The following is a 22,919-nucleotide window of genomic DNA, read 5'->3' on the forward strand; positions in this document are numbered from 1 at the left end:
TCGGTCGAGCGCGGGTGGATCTGCTCACTACGGTAGTCCCGTTTCCTTGTTCGGTACCCCTGGGGGGTATAAGGTCGAGGCATGACTTCATCGCACGGCACGAGGGATCACGGCAGTAGCAACCACGGCAGTAGCGACCACGGCTCGACCAACCACGATGCAATGGGCCACAGCCAGATGAACCACGACGCCGATGGACACGGCGCCGACGTCCACAGCACCATGGACCACGCCGCCATGGGCCATGCCGGGCACGGCGACCACGTCGGCCAGTTCCGGAGCCTGTTCTGGGTGATGCTGGTGCTGGCCGCGCCCGTGGTCGGCTTCAGCGGCATGTTCGCCCACCTGATCGGCTACCCGCTGCCCGACGCGGCCTGGGCCGCCTGGATCTCCCCGCTGCTGGGCACCGTGATGTACGTCTGGGGCGGCCGGCCGTTTCTCACCGGGGCGGTCAGCGAGCTCAAACAACGGTCCCCGGGCATGATGCTGCTCATCGCCCTGGCCATCACCGTGGCGTTCCTCTCCTCCTGGGGCGCGAGCCTGGGCATCCTGAGCATGGAGCTCGACTTCTGGTGGGAACTGGCCCTGCTGATCGTGATCATGCTGCTGGGCCACTGGATCGAGATGCGCTCGCTGGCCCAGTCGTCCTCGGCCCTCGAGTCCCTCGCCGCGCTGCTGCCCGACGAGGCCGAACGGGTCGAGGCCGGTCAGGTCACCATCGTCGCTCCGGCCGACCTGCGCGTGGGCGACGTCGTGATCGTGCGGCCCGGCGGCCGGATTCCCGCCGACGGGCTGGTCACCGAGGGCACGGCGGATGTCGACGAGTCGATGATCACGGGAGAGTCCCGTCCGGTGAGCCGCGGGCCCGGCTCCCCGGTGGTGGCCGGCACCGTGGCCACCGACACGGCCCTGCGCGTGCGGGTGACCGCGGTCGGCGAGGACACCGCGCTCGCGGGCATCCGCCGACTCGTCGCCGAGGCGCAGGGGTCGTCGTCGCGGGCGCAGCGCCTCGCCGACCGGGCAGCAGGCTGGCTGTTCTGGTTCGCACTCGGGGCCGGCGTGATCACCGCGGTCGTCTGGACCCTGCTCGGCAACCCGCAGGACGCCGTCGTGCGCACCATCACGGTTCTCGTGATCGCCTGCCCGCACGCGCTGGGGCTGGCGATTCCGCTCGTGGTGTCCATCGCCACCGAACGCGCCGCGCGCGGCGGAGTGCTGGTGACCGACCGGCTCGCGCTGGAGAGCATGCGCACCATCGACACCGTCCTGTTCGACAAGACCGGCACCCTCACCCGCGGCGAGCCGGTGCTGGCCCACGTGCATACGAGCGGCGGGCACAGCGATGACGAGCTGATCGCCCTGACGGCCGCGGTCGAGGCCGACAGCGAGCATCCGCTGGCCCGGGCCATCGTGACCGCGGCCCGCAGCCGAGGCCTCGAGATTCCCCTCGCCAGCGGGTTCCAGGCGGCCACCGCCGTGGGTGTCACGGCCATCGTCGACGGCCGGGAGACCTCGGTGGGCGGTCCCAGCCTGCTCGAACGACACGGCGCAGCGCCCCTCCCGGCCACCGACAGCTGGGCCGCCGACGGCGCCATCGTGCTGCACGTGCTGCAGGACGGACGCGTGATCGGCGCACTGGGCCTGGCCGACGAGGTGCGCCCGGAGTCCCGCGAGGCCGTCGACGCCCTGCACGCCCGGGGCGTGAGCGTCGTGATGATCACCGGAGACGCCGAGGCAGTGGCCCGGTCGGTGGCCGCACAGCTCGGCATCGACAGGGTCTTCGCCGGTGTGCACCCCGACAACAAGGCCGAAACCGTGGTGCGGTTGCAGCGGGAGGGCCACCGGGTGGCCATGGTCGGCGACGGCGTCAACGACGCCCCCGCGCTGGCGCAGGCCGATGTGGGTATCGCCATCGGCGCCGGCACGGATGTCGCGATCGCGTCGGCCGGCGTCATCCTGGCCAGTGACGACCCGCGCTCCGTGCTCTCGGTGATCGAGCTCTCCCGCGCCGGTTACCGCAAGATGGAACAGAACCTGTGGTGGGCCGCCGGTTACAACCTGCTCGCCGTGCCGCTGGCCGCCGGCGTGCTCGCCCCGATCGGCTTCGTGCTGCCCATGGAGATCGGCGCCCTGCTGATGTCCGCGTCGACCGTGGTCGTGGCCGTCAACGCCCAGCTGCTCCGCCGCCTCGACCTGCGACCTGAGGCCAGCGCCGCCCGGGCGCTCGGCACGCGGCCTCCCGTGGCTCACGACGTCCCGGTCGGCTCACGGTAGGCGCTCGGTCTATGGTGTGCGCATGACCTTCCAGATTAAGCGCATCTACGACGACGTGTCGGCCGACGACGGATGCCGCGTGCTCGTGGACCGGCTCTGGCCGCGCGGCGTCTCGACCGAACGCGCCCGCCTGGATGCCTGGCTGAAGGACGTCGCCCCGTCGCCGGCGCTCCGTGCGTGGTGGAACCACGATCCCGCCCGGCTCGACGAGTTCACCGCCCGGTACCGTGCCGAGCTGGAAGGCGACACCGACACGCTGCGGGCGGTGGACGAGCTGCGCCAGCTGGCCGCCCACAACCCGCCGACCACCACCCTGCTGTACGGCGCCAAGGACCCGCATGTCAACCACGCCCGGGTCCTCGCCGAATACCTGGCCGCACCGCCGCATCCGTGACCCGGCCAGCCGCTATTGTCTGACCCAGAGACATCCCGGTGCCACTTCACGACAAGGACACGACAATGCTCCCTGCACCCCAGTTCGACAGTGCATTCGCCCCGAAGACCGTCGCCGCCCAGCGGTCGGCGGGTCGTGCGGTGAGTTTCGGCGGCATCCTCCGCGGCGAGTGGATCAAGCTGCTGTCGCTGCGGTCCACGGTCTGGTCGTTCTCGATCATCGTGGTTGTGCAACTGGTCTTCGCGGTGCTAATGGCACTGACCATGAGCATGCCCGCCGCGTCGAGCACCGCGCTGGCCACGAACCTCGCGGTCATCAGCGCGACCCTGGGCCTGGTCGCCGCCCAACTCGCCATCGCGGTGCAGGGCGTCCTACTCACCAGCGGGGAGTACTCGACGGGCCAGATCCGGTCCACCCTCACCGCTGTGCCCACCCGTCTGCCGGTGCTCTGGGCGAAGGCCGCCGTATTCTTCCTGCTCACCTTCGCAGTCGGGTTCGCGGCGATCGTGATCGCCTACCTGGCTGCCCTGCCGGTTCTGGCCGGGGTGGGCATCTACCCGGACGCCGGCGACTCCACCCTCTGGCTGCGGATGGCCGGCGGCGCGCTCTACCTGGCGCTCACCGGCGTCATCGCGTTGGGAATCGGTGCCATCACCCGGTCGGTGCCCGGCGGCATCGCCGCCACCATGGGCCTGATCCTGGTGCTGCCGTCGGCGCTACGCCTCGTTCCTGCCCAGTGGGCCACGGACCTGATGGCCTGGCTGCCCGGAGTGGCCGGTCAAGAACTGTTCTTCTGGGGAAACAGCGTGCTCGCGAGCCCGTTCGAACCCTGGCAGGCACTGCTCATCATGCTCGGGTTCGGCGGTGCGGTGCTCGGCACGGCAGCAGTACTGCTTATGCGCCGTGACGCCTGAGCCCGCCGCGCACCCGCTTCGCCGCCCTTGGCCCCAAAAAGGAGCCCAACGGACAGCTAAGGCGACTACCCTCCAGTGATGGCCGAAATACGCACGCCCGCCGCGCCCCGCGAAGTGGAGCTGTACCGACCCCTCGCCGACGACTGGGCCGGGCTCCGCGATATCCGTCTCCGCTCGATCGCGAACTTCCCGCTGGGCTTCTTCGAATCGTTCGCCGCAGCCCTGGCACTCACCGAAACCGACTGGCGGAAACGCGGCGCCCGCAACGCCGAACCCACCAGCGTCCAGGTCGTGGCGCGCACTCCCGGTGAGCAGTGGGTGGGCACCATGTCCGCCTTTGTCTCCACCGGGCCACCCAGCTACCAGCCCGACGCCCTACCGACGGCTGCCCCCGAGCGAGCCAACCTCGTCGGCGTCTGGGTGGACCCCAGCTTCCGTGGCCGCACCGGAGTGGCAACCCGGCTGCTCGACGCCGTGCGCGAGTGGGTCACCACCGAGCAGCAGCTCGACCGCCTCTACCTGCACGTGCACGAGAGCAATCACCGGGCCATCCGCTTTTACGAGAAGAACGGTGCCGTGGCCACCGGGGAGCACATCCCCGACCCGCGCCGGGCCACGGAACGCCACCTCGAGATGGTTCTCGGCACGGCCCGCTGAATGGACCTGCTTCTCGAATTCTGGGCGCGGGTCTCGGTGCGAAACGCTCCCTTGCCCACGCTGACGGTATGGCTCACAATCGCCGCGGCCGCGCTGCTGGTGCTCGTACCGCAGGCCTGGACCGTGACCCGCCACGGCATCACCATCGTGCACGAGGGCGGGCACGGGCTGGTCGCGGCGCTCGGCGGCCGCCGGCTGCAGGGCATCCGGCTGCACTCGGACACCTCGGGGCTCACCGTGAGCCGCGGCAAACCACGCGGCCTGGGCATGGTGCTCACGCTGCTCGCCGGCTACACGGCGCCCGCGCTGCTCGGTCTCGGTGCCGCCTGGATGCTCAGCCTCGGCCATGACGTCGGCCTGCTCTGGGCACTGCTCGCGGCACTGGCGCTGTTGGTGGTGCAGATTCGCAACTGGTTCGGGCTCTGGTCGGTGGCCGTGACCGCGGCCCTGGTGTTCGGGGTCACGTGGTTCGGTTCCCCTGTCGTGCAGAGCATTTTTGCGCTGCTGGTCACGGCGTTCCTGCTGATCGGGGCGCTCCGCACGGTCGTGGAGTTGCAGATCACCCGGTCCCGACGGGGCGGCGGCGCCTCGGATGCCGACCAACTGGCCCGGCTCAGCCATCTGCCCGGTCTGCTCTGGGTGGTCGTGTTCATCGGTGTCGCCGGCGCCTGCCTCGTGGGAGCGGCCCGGTTGCTCTTCCCCGCCTAGACCCACAACGCCAACGTGCCGCTAGAGCGCCGCGAGAACACAGCTAGAGGGCCGTTAGAAGACCGCAACACCGAGCAGGGTGCCGACCAGCCAGGTGACGAAGAGCGCTGCCGCTCCTCCCGTGACCACGCGCACGGTGGCGCGGGCGAGGCGGCTGCCGCCCAGCCGGGCGCCGAGCGCTCCGGTGAGGGCGAGCGCCACAAGCACGGCCAAGAAGGTCACCGGCACCCGGAGACCCTCCGGCGGCAGCAGGATCGCGAGCAGCGGCAGGATCGCCCCGAGGGTGAACGCCAGGGCGGATGCGCCGGCGGCGTGCCAGGCGCTGGCCACGTCCTCCTCGACGATGTTCAGCTCGAGCGACAGGTGAGCCTTGAGCGCATCCTTTTCGGTGAGTTCGATCGCCACCTGGCGGGCGGTGGCCGGCTCGAGGCCGTGTGCCTCATACAGCCCGGCGAGCACGTCCAGTTCCCCGGCCGGGTCGTCCCGCAGCTCGCGCTTCTGCTTCTCGATCATCGCGCGCTGGCTGTCGCTCTGGCTGCTCACCGACACGTACTCGCCGAGCGCCATCGAGATGGCCCCGCCGACGAGGCCCGCGGTGCCTGCCGCGATGATCGCGGGGGTGCTGCCACCGGCGCCGGCGACGCCGACCACGATGGCCGCCACGGAGACGATGCCGTCGTTGGCGCCGAGCACACCGGCGCGCAGCCAGTTGAGCCGGGAGGCCAGGCTCCCCGTGTGTGCGGTGAGGGCTGTCGCGTCGCGCGGCGCGGCATCCTGAGCGGCCCGGACGGGACGAAAAAGAGGAGTCGAGAGGATGGCCATAGAGTCACCCTAGGCACCAATCACGGGCGCCGCCAGCGTGGAAAGCCTTGCCTAATCCCCCTGGTCAGAGCATGGAAAGGCTAACCTAATCTGCCCCCGCCGCCGGCGAGAACGTCTAGAACGGCACCCCGCACACGAGAGCGGCGTTGGCGAAGGCGGTGGCCTCACCGGTGCGCACGAAGACCCTGGCCGCCCCTGACAGCTGCTTGAGGTCGCTGTGCCTGATGTACTCGATGTCGGTGAAGCGACCGCTCAACCAGTCGTCGGCCACCGTGCCCTTCGCCTCCTCCGCGGCCACGCAGCGCTCCACGACCAATTCGCCGAGCAGAGCATCGAGCACCTGCTCGAACCGAGGAACCCCGTGCACCAGAGCGAGGTCGATCACCGTCACACCCGCGGGCGCCGGCATCCCGCAGTCGGCCACGAGCACAATGTCCCCGTGGCCCAGGCGGCTGAGCGCAGCGTTCAGGTCGGCGTTCAGGATGCCGGTGCGTTTCACGGGTGTGCCTCGTTCTTCTCGGGTACTGGAATGGTGCCGATCTCGGGCAGAGCGTCACCCTCGTGCGGGTAGGAGGGCTGGGTTCCCCGGGACTGCACGGCGAACGCGCCGACCCGTACGGCCAGTTCGACCGCCTTGCGGAGGCCGTCCCCGGCCGCGAGCCGGGCGCTGAGCGCTCCCACGAAAGCGTCCCCGGCGCCGGAGCTGTCGACCGCCGTCACGACGGGCGAGGCGACGGCGGCGGTGCCTTCGGCGTCGGCGATGATCGCGCCGAGGGCGCCGCGGGTCAGCACGACCGACGTCACCCCCCACTCGCGCAGCCTCGCCACCGCGTCGGCATCCGAGGCCGGCGACGGTGAGCCGGGCGTGAGTTGCGCCAGGAGCAACGCGGCCTCGTGCTCGTTCACGATCAGCGGATCGGCAGCCGCGATGGTCGCCGGGTCGAAGTCGATCACCGGTGCCAGATTGAGCACGACCCGCCCGCTGGCCAGTCGCGCGGCCGCCGCGCTGGCGGCCGCGGGGATCTCGCCCTGCAGGACCACCACGGCGGCCCCGGCGATCAGGTCCGCGCTCCGCCCGACGGCCTCGGCATCCACCGCAGCGTTCGCACCGGGAATCACGATGATGGTGTTCTCGCCGTCGGCGGCCACGGTGATCACGGCCAAGCCGGTCGGCCCATCCACGGCCCGCACGGCCGACAGATCGACGTGCGCGGTTTCGAGGATCGCGGTGGCGGACTGGGCATAGGCGTCCTGGCCGATCGCGCCCACCATGCTCACCCGGGCGCCGAGCTGTGCCGCAGCGACGGCCTGATTGGCGCCCTTCCCACCGGGCAGGATCGCGATCGATGAGCCGATCAGGGTCTCGCCGGGCAACGGATGCCGCATCACTGTGGTGACCTGGTCGGCGTTGATGGAGCCGACCACGACCACTCCACTGAGTACCGCCCCGACGACAGGGGCCTTTGTTGGCGGGATCACTTGGAGAAGTCGCCCACGTTCGTCTTCGTCACGGCGACGACGTCGACGGGAACGGTCGCGTCGACATCGTCACCGTCGATGGCCTTGATGGCCAGTTCGATGGCGAGCCGTCCGAGCTCGGCGGGCTGCTGCGCGACGGTGGCGTAGAGCGAGCCATCCGAGATGGCGGTCAGGCCATCAGCCGTGCCGTCGAAACCGACGACCATGACCTCTGACCCGGCACGGGCGCCGAGCGCCTGGATGGCGCCGAGGGCCATCTCGTCGTTCTCGGCGAAGATGCCGGTGACTCCCGGGTTGGCCTGCAGCAGGTTGGTGGTTACGTCCAGAGCGGATGCCCGGTCGAAGTTCGCGGTCTGCTCGGCCACCACGGTGATGTCGGGATACGCGGCGATGCCCTCGTCGAAGCCGGCGCCGCGGTCACGGCTGGCGGAGGTGCCGGAGACGCCCTGCAGGGAGATCACGGTGCCCTTCTCCCCCATGGCCGCCGCGAGTTCATCGGCGGCCTGCTTGCCGCCGGCGACGTTGTCGCTGGCCACGAGCGAGGTCAGTGTGGCGTCGTTGACCGTGCGGTCCACCCCGATGACCGGGATGTTCGCTGCGGTCAGCGCGTTCACCGAGGCGCTCGCGGCGTCGGAGTCGACCGGGTTCACGATGACGGCCTTGGTGCTGCCGGCCGTGGCCGTGGCCAGCTGGTTGGCCTGGGTGGCCGAGTCGTTCTGGGCGTCCACGATGTAGAGGTCAACGCCGGCCTCGTCTGCGGCCGCCTGGGCGCCGTCGCGCAGTTCCACGAAGAACGGATTGTTCAGTGTGGAGATCGCGAGCACGACCTTCGGTCCGCTGGCCTCGTCGCCGCCGCCGCGGCCGCAGGCGGTGGTGCCGGCGAGGATCAGTGCGGCCGTGGCGGTGACGGCGGCGATACGGCGAAAGGAGGATGACTTCATTGTGTTTCCTTTGTTGTGGTGGGGCGGGAGAAGCGAAAAATACGCGGTCAGCTGTTGCGGGTCTTGCGGCGCAGCACATCGGCGCCCACCGCGAGCGCGATGACCAGGCCGATGACTACCTGCTGCCAGAACGACGACACGTTGAGCAGGTTGAGGCCGTTGCGGATGACGACGAGCACCAGGGCGCCGATGAAGGTGCCGGAGATCTTGCCGAGCCCGCCCGAGAGCGATGCTCCGCCGATGACGACCGCGGCGATCGCATCGAGCTCATAGCCGGCGGCGGCCTGGGGCTGGGCGGAGTCGAGGCGGCCGGCCAGGAGGAGTCCGGCCAGGGCAGCGAAGACGCCGGCGAGGGCGAAGACCGTGACGATGATGCGCTTGACCGGAAGTCCGGAGAGCCGGGCGGCCTCGGCGTTGCCGCCGACGGCGTACATGGAGCGGCCGAGCACGGTGCGGTTGAGGATGAACGAGGCGACCAGCGCGGCTAGGACCAGGATGACGATGGGCATCGGGACCGGGCCGATGTTGCCGCCGAGGAACGACACCTCCGGCGCGGTCTTGATCGGCCGGCCGTCGGAGATCACCAGGGTGAGGCCGCGGGCCACGCTCAGCATCGCAAGCGTGGCGATGAACGAGGGCAGCTTGCCGTAGGCATTGGCAGCGCCGTTGACGACGCCGGCGAGAAGGCCCACGACCAGGCCCGCGATCAGTGCCATCCAGCCTGGTAGGCCGGCGCTGATGAAGAACCAGCCGGAAGCCATGGCCGAGAGCGCCGCGACGGCACCGACCGAGAGGTCGATGCCGCCGGCGACGATGACGAAGGTCATGCCGAAGGCGAGCACGGCAACCGTCGACACCTGGATGCCGATGTTGAGCAGGTTCTGCCCGGTCAGAAAGTCCGGGGTGGCGATCACCAGCGCGATGCAGAGCACCACCAGGCCGACCAGGGCGCCGTTGTTGGCCAGGAAGGTCTTGTAGTCGAAGGAGCGTCGGGTGGGTGTCTCGGTGGACGGGGTGGCGGTCGTCGTTGACATGGGTTCGATTCCTTCTGGTTCAGCGCTGCGCGGAGGTGTCGCGGGCGGCGAGGGTCATGACTGTGTCTTGGGTGGCATCCGCGGCGCTGAGTTCGCCGGCCAGGCGGCCGTCGCGCATGACGAGGATGCGGTCGCTCATGCCCAGGATCTCGGGCAGCTCGCTGGAGACCATGACGATGGCTCCGCCGGCGGCGGTGATCGAGTTCATCAGCTCGTAGATCTCGACCTTGGCGCCCACGTCCACGCCACGGGTCGGTTCGTCCAGCAGGAGCACCGTGGACGCGGCGATGATCCACCTGCCGAACACCGCCTTCTGCTGGTTGCCGCCGGACAGCGAGCGGATCGGCTGGTCGATGGTGTGCATCCGGATGCGGAGCTTCGCGGCGACGGCCTCGGCGCGTGTGCGCTGCCCGGTGAAGTCGGCCAGGCCGAGCTTGGAGCTGGAGGCCAGGGTGGCATAGCCGAGGTTGTCGTTGACCGAGGCATCCAGCACCAGGCCCTGGCCCTTGCGGTCTTCGGGCACATGGCCGATCCCGGCCCTGATCGCCGCCTTGATGTCGCCCTTGGGTAGCTTCTTGCCGCGCACGGCGACGGAGCCGGTGTCGTACTTGTCCGCACCGGCGATGGCTCGGATCAGTTCGGTGCGGCCCGCCCCGACGAGCCCGGCGATACCGAGCACCTCACCGGCACGCACGGTGAAGCTGATGTCGTCGAACTGGCCGTCGCTGGTGAGGTTCGACACGGTGAGCACCTCGGTGAGCGCCGGGGTCTCGTCGACCCGGCGCGGGAACTGGTCTTCGATGCTGCGGCCGACCATGAGCTTGACGAGTTCGTCTTCGGGAGTGGAGGCGGGGACTTCGGCGATGAAGTGGCCGTCGCGGATGACGGTGACGGTGTCACCGACCTCGGCGATCTCGTCGAGGTGGTGACTGATGAAGAGCATGCCGACGCCACGACGGCGGAGGTCCGCCATCACGGCGAACAGGGCCTGGGTTTCGTGCCGGGTGAGCGCGGCGGTGGGTTCGTCCAGGATCAGCACCCGGGCGTTTATGCTTAGGGCTTTGGCGATTTCGACCAGCTGCTGCCGGGCGATGCCGAGCTGACCCACCGGGGTGTCCACGTCGACCTCGAGGCCGATCAGCGCCAGGGCCGCGCGCGCCTGGCGGCGCAGTTCCTTGCGGTCAACCATGCCGAACTTGGTAGGCATCCGGCCGAGCATCACGTTCTCGGCCACGCTCATCGTGGCGACGAGGTTGAGTTCCTGGTGGATGGTGGCGATGCCGTGGTCTTCGGCGGCCTTGGTGGTGGGCAGGCTCGTGACGGTGCCGTCGACGAGGATCTGGCCGCCGTCGGGTTGGTAGACCCCGGCGACCATCTTGATCAGGGTGGACTTGCCGGCACCGTTCTCGCCGAGCAGCACCTGCACCTGGCCGGGGTAGACACTCACGGTTACGTCCTGGATGACGGTGACCTGGCCGAAGGTCTTGGTCACGTTCTGCAGGGTGATCAGGGGGTGGTCGGTCATTTCTGGCTCCCTTGCCGAGATGTCGTGGGGCGGATCGGTGTGGCCGAGGAGGCCCGCACGATCAGTTCGCTGGGCAGCACGACCGAGTCCGGGGTCTGGCCGCTGATCACCTGCAGCAGCAGGTCGATGGCAATCCGGCCCATGTCCTCCACGCTGTGCGCGATAACGCTGAGGGCCGGGTTGAGCAGGGCGAACCACTCGATGTCGTCGAAGGCGACGAGAGCGATGTCGGTGCCGATCCGCAGGCCGAGTTTGTGCAGGATGCTGATGGCGCCGACGGCCATCAGGCTGTCGGCGGCGAGCAGCGCTGTCGGCGGATTCGTGAGGCTCATCAGGGCGTGCACGCCGGCCGAGCCGCTGGCGGCCTGGTAGTCGCCGAAGTAGACCAACTCTGGTTCCTGGCTCAGGCCGGCTTCGGCGACGGCGCGGGTGAATGCCGCGTACCGGTCCCGGCCGGTGGAGGTGGCCTGCGGGCCGGAGATGTATCCGATCCGGGTGTGGCCCAACTCGGCGAGGTGTTGCACGGCCTGGCGGATTCCGGTTTCGCTGTCGGTGGTGACGCTGGGCAGGTCGAGGCCGGGAACCGTGCGGTCCACGAGCACCGTGGGAATCTTGCGGTCGATCAGGGCGCGGAGCCGGCCGCCGTCATCGCCGACGGGGGCGACGATCACGCCGTCGACCCGGCGGGAGATGAGCGTGTCGAGGTAGCGGTCCTGCTGGTCACCCTGCTCGTTGGCGTTACCGAGCAGCGTGACGTAGCCGGCCGAGAGGGCTGCCTGCTCTGCGGCATGCGCGAGGTCGGCGAAGAACGGGTTGCGCACATCCGGCACCAGCAGGCCGAGGGAGGTGGACCGGGTGGAGCGCAGGGCCTGGGCCTGAGCGTTGGGCTGGTAGTCGAGCTCGGCGGCCGCGGCGGCGACCCGTTCACGGGTATCGGCGGAGGTGGCGGGGTTACCCGACAGGACCCGTGATGCGGTGCCCACCGAGACACCCGCGAGGGCGGCGACGTCCTTGATCGTTACGGCTTCCACAGCCACTCCCTTGTGTACGTGCGTGGATCCTATGGAATCGTTTCCATGGAATCGTTTCCATCGTACGTCGGGAGTTCAGAGGATGTCAACCGGACCGGAGATTCCGACCGGCCGTGATGGTGCCGGGAGTGCTCAGCGACGCCCGACGAAGGTGTCCATGGACCTGTACACGCCGAAGACCCGGCCGGCCACGACGTCCCACGCAGCGAGCGGAAGCACTCCGCGTACCTTCTTGGAGAACCCGACGGTCCACGGCATCAGGAGCTGCGGCGACCCGGCGAGCATCGCCCGCCACACCCGGTCGACCACGTACTCCGGGGTCATGATGGGCGTGAACAACGGGCCCCGGGCACCATCGAACATGCCCGTGGAGATGTAGCTGGGCGCGATGGTGCTCACCCGCACGTGGTCGAAGCCCTGCTGCTGGAGCTCGAGGCGCAGGGAGTCGCTCCAGGCGATCACGGCCGCCTTCGACGCCGCGTAGACGCTCATGCGCGGGGTGGAGAGCATGCCGGCGGCGGAGGCGATGTTGACGATGCGGGACTCTCGGTAAGGGTTGCGCATCATGGCGGGCAGGAACTCGCGGGTGATGTACATCGGCGCGAGCGCGTTCACCTGCATGGTGGCGCGGGTGTCGTCGCCGTTGTCGTGCTCCCAGAAGAACGAACCGCGCACGATACCGGCGTTGTTGATCACGATGTCGGGGTTGCCGACCTCGGTACGCACCCGCTGCGCGGTCTGCGCGATCGCACCCAGATCGGAGATGTCCACGACGTAGGGCGCGATCTGGGTGGCGCCGCCGGCGCGTTCGGTGAGGATCGCGGCGGTACTGGAGAGGCTCGCGGCATCCCGGTCCCAGAGGATCACGGCCCGGGCGCCCTCGGCGACGGCCCGTTCGGCGTAGAGGCGGCCCATGCCCATGCCTGCACCTGTGATCAGTACCCGGGCTCCGGAAACGGTTCGTGTCATGGATCAATCATCCCAAGTCCCGGCTGCCCCTGGTCACTCCATCCGGATGTTGGACACCGAGTTCAATTGCTACGTTACGTTTCAGCACGGGGTGCGTGCCCGTGGCGGCCTGGGTAGCGTCGAAGAAACCTTCCCTCGACTACCCGATCGGCAGCCCATGTCCGCCAGCCCCGCAACGCGCGCCACCGGCCGCCCGGTCCTGGGCACCGCCGGGGGCGCACGGCCCGCGCAGGTCAGCGGGCCGGCCGGCACCGACGCGGCCTTCGCCGTGGAGTTCAGCGGTCTAGGCCGCTCGTTCCCCACCGTGGCGGCACGTGGCCGGCGTCCGGCCGCCCCGGCCGTGGCCCGCCCGGTGCTGCGTGACGTGACGCTCTCGGTGCGGCCCGGCGAGGTGCTCGCCATCCTCGGCACCAGCGGCTGCGGCAAGTCCACCCTGCTGCGCATAGCCGGCGGGTTGGACTCCCCCAGCGCCGGGTCCGTGAGCATCGACGGGTCGCCCGTCACCGGTTTCGACACCCGCTGCGCCGTGGGGTTCCAGGAGCCCCGGCTGCTGCCCTGGCGCACCGTGGCGGCCAACGTGGCCCTCGGCCTGCCGCGCGGCACCGCCCGCGAGTCCGGCCAGGCCCGCGTCGCCGAGCTCCTGGACCTGGTGGGGCTGTCGGCGTTCGCCGGGCACCGCCCCGCCGCGATCTCCGGCGGCATGGCCCAGCGCGCCTCGCTCGCCCGCGCCCTGGCCCGCAACCCTGGCGTGCTCCTGCTCGACGAACCCTTCGGGGCGCTGGATGCCCTCACCCGGCTCAAGATGCAGGACCTGCTGCTTGAGGTGCACGCCGCCGCCCCCACCACGGTGCTGCTCGTCACCCACGACGTCGACGAGGCGCTGCAACTGGCCGACCGCATCATCCTGCTCGGTCAGGAGCCGGCCGTCACGGATGCCGCCATCCCCGGCGCCACGATCGTGCAGGAGCTCACCGTGCCCGGCCACCGGCCCCGCGACCGAGGTTCGGCGGAACTCGCCGAGCTGCGCGGCCGACTGCTCGCGGGCCTCGGCATCGACCGGCACGGCGACACCCGCGGTGTGGCCGCCGGCACCACCATCCCCCACTTCCCCTACTGACACCGACCCGCTGGCACCACCCGCACCACATCCACCGCAATGGATACCCGCACCAGCTCGCGCACCCTGAGCCCCTTCCCGAATCCAACGAGAGACCTGTCATGAAGAAACGCTTCACAGCCACCGCCCTCATCGCCTCCGCCGCGGCCGCTGCCCTGCTGCTCACGGGCTGCGTCGCCGGTGAGAACCAGCCTGCCGCCGGGTCGGCGTCCTCCGCCGCCGGAAGCACCGGCATCGTCACCGAGGGCGGCACCCTCAACATCGACTTCGCCACCTACAACCCGCTGAGCCTCGTGATCAAGGAGAAGGGCTGGCTCGAAGAAGCCCTCGCCGACCAGGACATCACCGTCAACTGGGTGCAGTCCGCCGGCTCCAACAAGGCCAACGAGGCCCTCCGCGCCAACGCCATCGACGTGGGATCCACCGCCGGATCGGCAGCCCTGCTGGCCCGCTCGAACGGCTCGCCCATCCAGGTGATCGACATCTACTCGCAGCCCGAGTGGTCCGCGCTCGTCGTTCCGGAGGGGTCGGATATCACGTCGGTCGAAGACCTCAAGGGCAAGCAGATCGCCGCCACCAAGGGCACCGACCCCTACTTCTTCCTCCTGCAGTCCCTCGAAGAGGCCGGACTCAGCCCCGAGGACGTCACCGTGCAGAACCTGCAGCACGCCGACGGCTGGGCCGCCCTGCAGAACGGCTCGGTCGATGCCTGGGCCGGACTCGACCCGATCATGGCCGGCGCCGAAGCCGCCGGAGCCAAGCTGGTCTACCGCAATGTCGACTTCAACAGCTACGGCTTCCTCAACGCCACCGAGTCGTTCATCACCGAGAAGCCGGATGTTGCCCAGACCGTCGTCGACGTCTACGAGCACGCCCGTGACTGGGCCCTCACCCACGAGGACGAGACGGCCCAGATCCTCTCCGACGTGGCCGGTCTCGACCTCGCCGTCGCCACCAAGGTCATCACCGAGCGCTCCAACCTCGACGTCGACAACGTCCCCGGCGAGGCGCAGCTCAAGGTGCTCACCACCATCGGCCCGATCTTTGTCGAGACCGGCGACGTTCTCGAACAGAAGCAGGTCGACGACGCCCTCGACACGATCATCAACGACACCTTCGCCACGAAGGCCGACCCGACGATCGTCGAGTAGCCCAACGGATGCCTGGGCGGCAGCACAGTCGCCCCGGCATCAGCCCACACCACGGCCCGGCCCCTCCGGACGTGTATCTCCCGTACCTCACCCCCGCACGGAAGGACCATCGATGACCGAGACCCTCACCCCGGGCACGGCGCCAACCGTGCGGCGCCCGCTGACAGCTCGACGGAGCGTGCGGGTGACAGGCGGGCTGCTGCTGCCGGCGCTGATTCTGGTGGTCTGGCAGCTCAGCAGCTCGCTGGGCCTCGTGACCGCCTCGCAGCTGCCTCCGCCGGCATCCGTGTGGGTCGCCGCCGTCGATCTGTTCGAACGAGGCCAACTCACTCTGTACGTGGCGATCTCCACCCAACGGGTGCTCATCGGCTTCGCCATCGGCGCCGCACTCGGGTTGGCGACAGGTGCCTTGGTCGGGCTCTCCCGCGCCGCCGACATCTTCTTCGCACCGACGCTCGGCGCAATTCGCGCTGTGCCGTCGCTCGCTTGGGTGCCGCTGCTGATTATCTGGCTCAAGATCGGCGAAGAGTCGAAGATCACGCTGATCGCCATCGGCGCGTTCTTCCCGGTCTACACGACGGTGGCCCAGGCCCTCCGGCACGTCGACCGCCAACTGGTGGAGGCCGGACGCGCCTTCGGACTGCGTGGCGTGCGCCTCTTCGGTGCCGTGCAGCTACCCGCCGTCATTCCCTCCGTCATCTCCGGCCTGCGCCTCGCTCTCGCCCAGGCCTGGCTGTTCCTCGTGGCCGCGGAATTGATCGCGGCCTCGATGGGCCTGGGCTTCCTCCTCTCCGACTCGGGCAACAACGGTCGGGTGGATCGCATCCTGCTCGCCATCATCCTGCTCGCCCTGCTCGGCAAGCTCACCGACGCCATCCTGGGCGTGTTCGAGAAGTACGCCATCAAGAAGTGGGCCTGACCGCGCAAGTTGAGCGTCGTGGCGCAGGATTGACGTCGTGGCGCAGGAAAAGTCGCCGCGTAAGGTGCGCCACGAGGCCTAACCTGCGCCGTCAGGCTGCTGTGCGCCACGAGGTTGCCCTGGCAGACCGCCAGCGCATCCGCTCACCGACCGGCGCGGGTCGACCCGCACGTTACGCCGCGTTGCGCCGCACACTGCGACGGATGCGCGCGCTGCGTAGCGTCGAGAGTGCCCGCTAGTTCCGCCCCCAGAACCGACCGCCGGAGTGTGCCCATGCCGAACCCCGACACCAGTACCGGTGCCAGCATCGACACCGGCTCTGACCTGAGCACCGGCTCCAGCGCGAACACGGGCACCACGCACACCCCGGCCAGCCGAGCCGCCACCGCCGACTGGACCGACACCAGCGCCACGATCCGCAACCTCTCCACCGAGCACCGCCGCTACCCGGCCCCGGCCGCCTTCGCCGCCCAGGCCAACGTCGATGCGTCCTGGTACGACAAGGCCGCCGCCGACCCGGTCGCTTTCTGGACCGAGCAGGCCAACCGCCTCGACTGGGCCGAACCCTGGCACACCGACCACAACTGGCAGCCCACCGCTCCGGATGCCGACGGGGTGCTGAGCGTGCCGCGCGCGGAGTGGTTCGCCGGCGGAAAACTCAATGTGGCGGTGAACTGCGTCGACCGGCACGTGGCCGCCGGCCGCGGCGACAAGGTCGCGTTCCACTTCGAAGGCGAACCTGGCGACCGGCGCACGCTCACCTACGCCGACCTCGAGAAGGAGGTCGCCCGCGCCGCGAACGCGCTCACCGACCTCGGCATCGAGAAGGGCGACCGGGTCGTCATCTACCTCCCGGTGATCCCCGAGACCATCATCATCACCCTCGCGGTCGCCCGCATCGGCGCCATCCACTCGCTCGTCTTCGGCGGCTTCTCCGCCGAGGCGCTGCGCTTCCGCGTCGAGGACACCGGCGCCAAGCTGCTCGTCACCACCGACGGCCAGTTCCGCCGCGGCAAGGCCGTTCCGGTGAAGTCCGCCGCCGACGAGGCCGTGGCCGGCGTGGACTCGATCGAGCATGTCCTCGTGGTGCGCCGCACCGGAGACCTGACCCCGGGCATCCCCTGGACCGATGGGCGCGACGTGTGGTGGCACGACACCGTCGACACGGCATCCGACACCCACGAGCCGGAGTTCTTCGACGCCGAGACGCCGCTCTTCATCATCTACACCTCCGGCACCACCGGCAAGCCCAAGGGCCTCGTGCACACCAGCGGCGGCTACCTCACTCACGCGTCCTGGAGCCACTGGGCGGTGTTCGACGCCAAGGAGGACGACGTGCACTGGTGCACCGCCGACCTCGCGTGGGTCACCGCGCACAGCTACGTGCACTACGGGCCGCTCTCCAACGGCACCACCTCGGTGATCTACGAGGGCACCCCGAACACCCCGCACCCCGGCCGGCACTTCGAAATCATCCAGCGCTACGGCGTCACCACGTACTACACGGCGCCCACGCTCATCCGCACCTTCATGACCTGGTTCCCCGATGGCCTGCCGGCGGAGCACGACCTGTCCAGCATCCGCCTGCTCGGCTCGGTGGGCGAGGCGATCAACCCCGAGGCCTGGGTGTGGTTCCGGGAGAACGTCGGCGCAGGCACCGCTCCGATCGTGGACACCTGGTGGCAGTCCGAGACCGGCGCGGCCGTGATGGCGCCGCTACCCGGGGTGAGCACCCTCAAGCCCGGCTCGGCCCTGCGCGCCCTGCCCGGGCTGACCACCCTGGTGGTGGATGACGCGGGCCAGCCGGTTGCACACGGCACCGGCGGCTACCTGGTGCTGGCCGGCACCTGGCCGGGCATGGCCCGCACGGTGTGGGGCAACCCCGAGCGCTACCGCGACTCCTACTGGGCCCGGTTCAGTGAACAGGGCTACTTCTTCTCCGGCGACGGCGCCAAGTACGACGACGACGGTGACATCTGGCTGCTCGGCCGGGTCGACGACGTGATCAACGTCTCCGGCCACCGGCTGTCCACCATCGAGATCGAGTCCGCGCTGGTCTCGCACCCGGCCGTCGGCGAGTCCGGCGTGGTGGGCGTCGCCGACGCGACCACCGGCGAGGGCATCGCCGCGTTCGTGATCCCCGCGGTGGCCCCGGCCACGGATGACCCGGCCGCCTGGCTGGCTCTGACCGCCGAACTGGCCCCGCAGCTGCGGGCGCACATCACGCACGAGATCGGCGCGGTGGCCAAGCCCCGGGACGTGTTCCTGGTGCCCGACCTGCCAAAGACCCGCTCGGGCAAGATCATGCGCCGGCTGCTCGGGGACATCGTGGACGGCCGCACGCTCGGCGATGTCACCTCGTTGCAGGACGACACGGTGCCCGCCCGCATCCAGGCCATCGTCGACGCTGCGCGCGCCCGGTAGCCCAGCGGCGGCTACCGGGGGACGGATCCGACGGCGGCGAGCACCTGGCGCTGCGTTTCGGGGTGGCTCATGATGCGGAAGTGGCCGCCCGTGTCGATGAGGACGTTCTCGGCGCCGGGCAGGAAGCTGCCCTCGGGGATGTGCGGATCGAACCGGCCGTAGATCGACACCACGCTCCCGTTCATCCGTTCGTCGGCTGCCAGGGCGAGCAGCGCCGGATGCTTCGCCCCGAAGTCACGCAGGCTGGGCGTGGGCATGTACCGGGCATACCGCGAGCCGGAGAACGGGGTGCTCACCGCCACCATCCGCGCCACCCGCGCGTCGGGATCCAGCTGGGTCATCAGATACTTGCCGATCAGGCCGCCCTTGCTGTGGGCGACGATCACCACACCGCGCAGGTCCTGTCGGCGCAGGTGTTCGGCCACGATGCGCGCCGATTCGATGATCGGCCGCCGGTTGCTCTGCAGCAGCGTCACCACGTGCACGGGATGCCCGGCCTCGTGCAGCACGTCGATCAGCGGGCGCATGAAATGCCAGCTCTCGTAGATACCGGGCAGGATCAGCACCGGCGCCTGGTCTCCCGTGGCGAAGTCGTCGGGGCGGGTGCGGGAGAGGGCCGCCCGCACCTGACCGATCGCGGCGTACCTGTAGTCGAGCAGCCAGGACCCCGCGTTGAGCGAGACCCGTCGCAGCCCGACCCAGGTCGGCATCCGGGAGGTCATGGCGCAACCGGTTCGTCGACCGCGTGGTCGACCGTGGCCCCGCCCGGCGCCGGAGAGCCGGCGTGCGCGCGGATGCCGGCCGCCGTCAAGGCAGCGGCACTGAACTGCACCAGGTGCCGGCCCGGCAGTTCCAGCAGGCGGCCCCGCGGGACCTGCCCGGCGAGGTGCACACCCCAGTCGTGCCGCGACACCGGGTCGTCCTCCCCGCGGATCACCAGGGTGGGAGCGGACACCTCCCGCAGCCGCAGGTCGGTGCGATAGGCGAGCATCGGCCGCAGCGTGGCCAGATACCAGCGCGGACCACAGCGCAGGTAGTCGCCCAGCACGATGAACGTGCCGCTGGCGGGTTCCTTGAGGGTGTCCCGGGCGAGGTCGAGGGCCTGCAGCAGCACCGACCCGCGGGCCGGGTCGGTGACGCCGCCGATCAGCACCAGGTGGGACACCAGCGCCGGATGCCGCACAGTCGCCTCCGTCACGAATTGGGCGCCCATGGAGTGGCCGACCAACACGACGGGGCCGGCGCTGAGCGTCGGCAGCAGTTCGCCGAGGTAGTCGGCGTACTGCTCGATCGTGACGCCGTCCTCCGGTTTGGGCGACCGGCCGAAGCCGGGCAGGTCCACCGAGTGCACGGCACCGGCGCCGGCGAGCTCCCGGTGCAGCCTCTCGAGGTACCGGTGGGACATGCCGATCCCGTGCACCAGCACGAACACCGGCGCATCCGCGGTGCCAGGGCCGGGAGTGGACGCCACGGTGACGGTTGCGCCGGAGGCCGGCAGCACCACCTCGCCTAGGCGGCGCCGGCCGCGTGGTCTCGGGTACGCCGGTGCAGCGTTCGGACTGGTGGAAACCCGGCTCACGCCTGCGGGACCCGCACGCGCAGCCCGCCGGCATCCACCCGGGCCTTGAACGCCGTCGCGGTGCCGAAGCCGTCGCCGTCGAGCTCGATCTCCTCGGGATGGTTGAGCTTCACGACGATCTCGCGGCCCTTCACGTAGTTGAGCGCGTCGACCTCCTTGGACATCATCCGGCGGCCGATCGGGGTGCGACGCAGCACGCCGTTCTCCCAGAGCACCTTCACCAGGATCTGCACCCAGCTGAGGAACCCCTCCGGGCGGAGCATCACGATCTCGAACTGTCCGTCGTCGATCACGGCTTCCGGCAGCAGCAGCACGTTCGCGGTGAGCAGGCCGGTGTTGCCCACGATCATGGTGTGCGCGCGCACCGACTTGGTGCTGCCGCCGTCGAGGCTGTACTTCATGCGCAACTGGTTCTTGTCGCGCAACGCCGTGATGATCGCTCCCACATAGGCCAGCCAGCCGATACGGGCCTTGAGCTCGTCGTTGGTGCTGGCGAGCATCTTGGCGTCCAGACCCAACCCCGCCATCACCAGGAACGCGTGCTTGCTGACACTGTCGTCGTCGTGCCGGATCTCGATCCGGGCGATATCGATCCTGCGGTCGGTTCCGGTGAAGGCCGTGTTGATCGAGTGCTCGAGGTTGTCGAGCGTGAGGTTGAGGTTGCGGGCCAGCAGGTTGCCCGTGCCGGACGGCAACAGGGCCAGCGCGGCATCGCTGCCGTGCACGACCTCGGCTACGGCCCGCACGGTGCCGTCGCCGCCCGCCGCGATCACCACGGTGGCCCCGGCGTCGAGGGCCTGCTTCGCGACACCCTGGCCCGGGTCTTCCTTCGAGGTCTCGAACCAGAGCGTCTCCCCCCAGCCGGCCTCGGCCTCTGCGGTCGCTACGGCGCGCTTGATCGCGTCGAGGTCCACCTTGATGGGGTTGTAGACCACGGCGGCCACGCCGGCGGCATCCGCAACGGGCGACGGCGCGGGCCGGTCAGTGGGGGCGTCAGTGGGTGATGACATGTGCGGTCTCCTCAGGCACGTGAGCGGATGATCACACTCGGGTCGATCCCGCCGCACCGGGCGGGCGCGGCGTACAGGTGCAATAACGCTACACGGCTCGCTCCGTAAGGGTTCTTACGAACGGTCTGCCGCGCGGCGCACCTCCGATCGGGGGCTGTGGTGAGCACCGCGGCGTGGAACTCACTGAGGACCATACGCCCGCTCCAGCATGCCGGCGCCGGCGCCCACACGAGGCGAAGGCTGAGATGATGGAGGGGTGACTTCCGCCTCCCCGACGCCGCCGCCGTCCCGCAACCGCTCGCGGCGGGCATCCCGGCTGGCCTGGCCTGCCTTCGGCATCGCCCTTCTCGTGATCATCATCGACCAGGCCAGCAAATGGTGGGCCGAGGCGGCGCTCGGCGACGGGCAGACCATCCCCGTGATCGGCGACCTGATCCGGTTCGTGCTGGTCTACAACCCGGGCGCCGCGTTCTCGATCGGCTCCGACTTCACCTGGGTGTTCGCGCTGCTCGCCGCCGCCGCCGTGGTGTTCATCGCCCGGCTCACCTGGCACGTGGAGTCCCGCGGCTGGATGGTCGCACTCGGCCTGCTGCTCGGCGGCGCCACGACGCACCTGGGCGACCGGCTCTTCCGGGAACCGGGCTTCGCCCGCGGCCACGTGGTGGACTTCATCGGCTACGGCAACCTCTTCATCGGCAATGTCGCCGACATCGCGATCTTCGCCGGCGCCGTCATGCTGCTGGTCCTCACGGTGACGGGCAAGCGCATCCGCCCCGACACCGACACCACACCGGATGCGCCCACGCAGTCCGGCGATTCCCCCCGCCCGCCCGAGTAGCCGCGGGGCACCCGCACGGCGACTCGGCGTGCCGGCGTAATACATCGCTAACCTGCCGCCCCTAGGCTGGGCCCATGCGATTCGGACTCTTCATTCCCCAGGGCTGGCGTCACGATCTGGTCGGCATCGACCCCGCCGAGCAGTGGGCCGCCATGAGCGGCCTGTCCGCTCACGCGGATGCCGGCGCCTGGGAATCGATCTGGGTGTACGACCACTTCCACACCGTTCCGGTGCCGAGCGCCGAGGCGACCCACGAGGCGTGGACCCTGATGAGCGCCTTCGCAGCGACCACCAGCCGGGTGCGGCTGGGCCAGATGTGCACCTGCATGAGCTACCGCAACCCGGCCTACCTGGCCAAGGTGGCGTCCACGATCGACATCATCTCCGGCGGCCGCGTCGAGATGGGCATCGGCGCCGGCTGGTACGAGCACGAGTGGCGCGCCTACGGCTACGGCTTCCCCCGGGCCGGCGAACGCCTCGCCCGCCTCGACGAGGGCGTACAGATCATGCAGCAGGCCTGGACCACGGGCACCGCCACCCTGGACGGCCAGCACTACCAGGTAGACGGGGCCATCGTGCGGCCACTCCCGCTGCAGGAGGGCGGCATCCCGATCTGGATCGCCGGCGGCGGCGAAAAGGTCACGCTGCGCATCGCCGCGCAATACGCGAACTACACGAACTTCGACGGCTCCCCCGAGGGCTTCACCCACAAGAGCGACCTGCTGCGCGAGCACTGCGCCACGCTCGGCACCGACTTCGACGCCATCGTGCGGTCGGCCAACTACAACACCGTCATCGCGGCCACCGAGGCCGAAGTCGCCGACCGGCTCGACGCCATCCAGGACCGCGTCACGCCGTACCTCGGCGAGGAGGGCGCGGCGAGCTTCATGGCCGAGTACCGCAGCGGCACCGCGCAGGCCGTCGGCACGCCCGAACAGATCGTGGAGCGGCTGAACGGCATGAAGGCGCGCGGCCTCGGCTACGCCATCCACTACTTCCCCGAGGCGGCCTACGACCGTTCCGGCATCGAACTCTTCGAGCGCGAGGTCATGCCCGCGCTGCTGTGACCGGCCCCGTCCCATCCGTCGGCCCGGCCGGCACCGGGCGCGGATGCGATACTCGAGGTAGTACCG

General features: G+C 69.9%; 22 protein-coding genes. 11 read left to right on the forward strand and 11 right to left on the reverse strand.

Annotation, left to right across the window (positions count from 1 at the left end):
- Positions 1 to 81: 81 nt before the first annotated feature.
- From PA27867_RS16735 to PA27867_RS16755, 5 genes are all read left to right on the forward strand, one after another.
- Complete coding sequence (locus PA27867_RS16735) at positions 82 to 2,274, forward strand: heavy metal translocating P-type ATPase (RefSeq protein ID WP_066598210.1); 2,193 nt, start codon at positions 82 to 84, stop codon at positions 2,272 to 2,274.
- A gap of 22 nt (positions 2,275 to 2,296) precedes the next feature.
- On the forward strand, positions 2,297 to 2,668 hold the full coding sequence (locus tag PA27867_RS16740) for a DUF488 domain-containing protein (RefSeq protein ID WP_066598211.1): 372 nt from the start codon (positions 2,297 to 2,299) through the stop codon (positions 2,666 to 2,668).
- A gap of 65 nt (positions 2,669 to 2,733) precedes the next feature.
- Positions 2,734 to 3,582 (forward strand): hypothetical protein, encoded by an 849-nt coding sequence (locus tag PA27867_RS16745; RefSeq protein WP_084021260.1) that lies wholly within the window; start codon positions 2,734 to 2,736, stop codon positions 3,580 to 3,582.
- A gap of 78 nt (positions 3,583 to 3,660) precedes the next feature.
- Entirely contained in the window at positions 3,661 to 4,239 is a 579-nt protein-coding gene (locus tag PA27867_RS16750; RefSeq protein WP_066598212.1) for a GNAT family N-acetyltransferase, read from the forward strand.
- Positions 4,240 to 4,947, forward strand: a complete 708-nt coding sequence (locus PA27867_RS16755) for a M50 family metallopeptidase (RefSeq protein ID WP_066598213.1) — start codon at positions 4,240 to 4,242, stop codon at positions 4,945 to 4,947.
- A 54-nt stretch (positions 4,948 to 5,001) separates the two neighbouring features.
- Here the strand turns inward: PA27867_RS16755 and PA27867_RS16760 are convergent, their stop codons facing one another.
- The 8 genes from PA27867_RS16760 to PA27867_RS16795 form a co-directional block, all read right to left on the reverse strand.
- Complete coding sequence (locus PA27867_RS16760; protein WP_084021261.1) at positions 5,002 to 5,769, reverse strand: VIT1/CCC1 transporter family protein; 768 nt, start codon at positions 5,767 to 5,769, stop codon at positions 5,002 to 5,004.
- Between the two features lie 115 nt (positions 5,770 to 5,884).
- Positions 5,885 to 6,268 (reverse strand): D-ribose pyranase, encoded by a 384-nt coding sequence (rbsD, locus tag PA27867_RS16765; protein WP_066598214.1) that lies wholly within the window; start codon positions 6,266 to 6,268, stop codon positions 5,885 to 5,887.
- Positions 6,265 to 7,248: a ribokinase gene (locus tag PA27867_RS16770; RefSeq protein WP_236900751.1), complete on the reverse strand. Its 984-nt coding sequence runs from the start codon at positions 7,246 to 7,248 to the stop codon at positions 6,265 to 6,267. The genes rbsD and PA27867_RS16770 overlap by 4 nt, the downstream gene beginning before the upstream one ends.
- Positions 7,245 to 8,189 carry a substrate-binding domain-containing protein gene (locus tag PA27867_RS16775; protein ID WP_066598215.1) on the reverse strand — a complete coding sequence of 315 codons (945 nt, stop codon included), beginning with the start codon at positions 8,187 to 8,189 and terminating at the stop codon, positions 7,245 to 7,247. The genes PA27867_RS16770 and PA27867_RS16775 overlap by 4 nt, the downstream gene beginning before the upstream one ends.
- A 47-nt stretch (positions 8,190 to 8,236) precedes the next feature.
- Positions 8,237 to 9,223: an ABC transporter permease gene (locus tag PA27867_RS16780; protein ID WP_066598216.1), complete on the reverse strand. Its 987-nt coding sequence runs from the start codon at positions 9,221 to 9,223 to the stop codon at positions 8,237 to 8,239.
- Between the two features lie 19 nt (positions 9,224 to 9,242).
- Positions 9,243 to 10,748: a sugar ABC transporter ATP-binding protein gene (locus tag PA27867_RS16785; RefSeq protein ID WP_066598217.1), complete on the reverse strand. Its 1,506-nt coding sequence runs from the start codon at positions 10,746 to 10,748 to the stop codon at positions 9,243 to 9,245.
- Positions 10,745 to 11,779 (reverse strand): LacI family DNA-binding transcriptional regulator, encoded by a 1,035-nt coding sequence (locus tag PA27867_RS16790; RefSeq protein WP_066598218.1) that lies wholly within the window; start codon positions 11,777 to 11,779, stop codon positions 10,745 to 10,747. Before PA27867_RS16790 ends, PA27867_RS16785 begins: the two co-directional genes overlap by 4 nt.
- 132 nt (positions 11,780 to 11,911) lie before the next feature.
- Positions 11,912 to 12,748, reverse strand: coding sequence for an SDR family oxidoreductase (locus PA27867_RS16795; protein WP_066598219.1), 837 nt, complete (start codon positions 12,746 to 12,748; stop codon positions 11,912 to 11,914).
- Positions 12,749 to 12,905: 157 nt separating this feature from the next.
- Here PA27867_RS16795 and PA27867_RS16800 point away from each other — a divergent pair, with 157 nt between their 5' ends.
- The 4 genes from PA27867_RS16800 to acs all read left to right on the forward strand — a co-directional run bounded on the left by PA27867_RS16800 (position 12,906) and on the right by acs (position 18,359).
- Positions 12,906 to 13,865, forward strand: coding sequence for an ABC transporter ATP-binding protein (locus PA27867_RS16800; protein WP_084021262.1), 960 nt, complete (start codon positions 12,906 to 12,908; stop codon positions 13,863 to 13,865).
- A 101-nt stretch (positions 13,866 to 13,966) separates the two neighbouring features.
- Positions 13,967 to 15,016 (forward strand): aliphatic sulfonate ABC transporter substrate-binding protein, encoded by a 1,050-nt coding sequence (locus PA27867_RS16805; protein WP_066598220.1) that lies wholly within the window; start codon positions 13,967 to 13,969, stop codon positions 15,014 to 15,016.
- A 112-nt stretch (positions 15,017 to 15,128) separates the two neighbouring features.
- Complete coding sequence (locus PA27867_RS16810) at positions 15,129 to 15,935, forward strand: ABC transporter permease (RefSeq protein WP_066598221.1); 807 nt, start codon at positions 15,129 to 15,131, stop codon at positions 15,933 to 15,935.
- Between the two features lie 273 nt (positions 15,936 to 16,208).
- Positions 16,209 to 18,359, forward strand: a complete 2,151-nt coding sequence (gene acs / locus PA27867_RS16815) for an acetate--CoA ligase (protein WP_084021263.1) — start codon at positions 16,209 to 16,211, stop codon at positions 18,357 to 18,359.
- Between the two features lie 11 nt (positions 18,360 to 18,370).
- Here the strand turns inward: acs and PA27867_RS16820 are convergent, their stop codons facing one another.
- From PA27867_RS16820 to PA27867_RS16830, 3 genes are all read right to left on the reverse strand, one after another.
- On the reverse strand, positions 18,371 to 19,081 hold the full coding sequence (locus PA27867_RS16820) for an esterase/lipase family protein (protein WP_236900752.1): 711 nt from the start codon (positions 19,079 to 19,081) through the stop codon (positions 18,371 to 18,373).
- On the reverse strand, positions 19,078 to 19,860 hold the full coding sequence (locus PA27867_RS16825; RefSeq protein WP_157109272.1) for an alpha/beta fold hydrolase: 783 nt from the start codon (positions 19,858 to 19,860) through the stop codon (positions 19,078 to 19,080). The genes PA27867_RS16820 and PA27867_RS16825 overlap by 4 nt, the downstream gene beginning before the upstream one ends.
- Positions 19,861 to 19,934: 74 nt before the next feature.
- Positions 19,935 to 20,948, reverse strand: coding sequence for a diacylglycerol/lipid kinase family protein (locus PA27867_RS16830; protein ID WP_066598222.1), 1,014 nt, complete (start codon positions 20,946 to 20,948; stop codon positions 19,935 to 19,937).
- A 256-nt stretch (positions 20,949 to 21,204) separates the two neighbouring features.
- Between PA27867_RS16830 and PA27867_RS16835 the strand changes: the two genes are divergently transcribed.
- A complete protein-coding gene (locus tag PA27867_RS16835; protein ID WP_066598223.1) occupies positions 21,205 to 21,786 on the forward strand; it encodes a signal peptidase II in 582 nt (193 codons plus the stop codon).
- 74 nt (positions 21,787 to 21,860) lie between these two features.
- Positions 21,861 to 22,853: an LLM class F420-dependent oxidoreductase gene (locus PA27867_RS16840; RefSeq protein WP_066598224.1), complete on the forward strand. Its 993-nt coding sequence runs from the start codon at positions 21,861 to 21,863 to the stop codon at positions 22,851 to 22,853.
- Positions 22,854 to 22,919: the final 66 nt, after the last annotated feature.

Origin of the sequence: Cryobacterium arcticum, assembly GCF_001679725.1 — a bacterium.
In the GTDB taxonomy this organism is placed as follows: Bacteria; Actinomycetota; Actinomycetes; order Actinomycetales; family Microbacteriaceae; genus Cryobacterium; species Cryobacterium arcticum_A.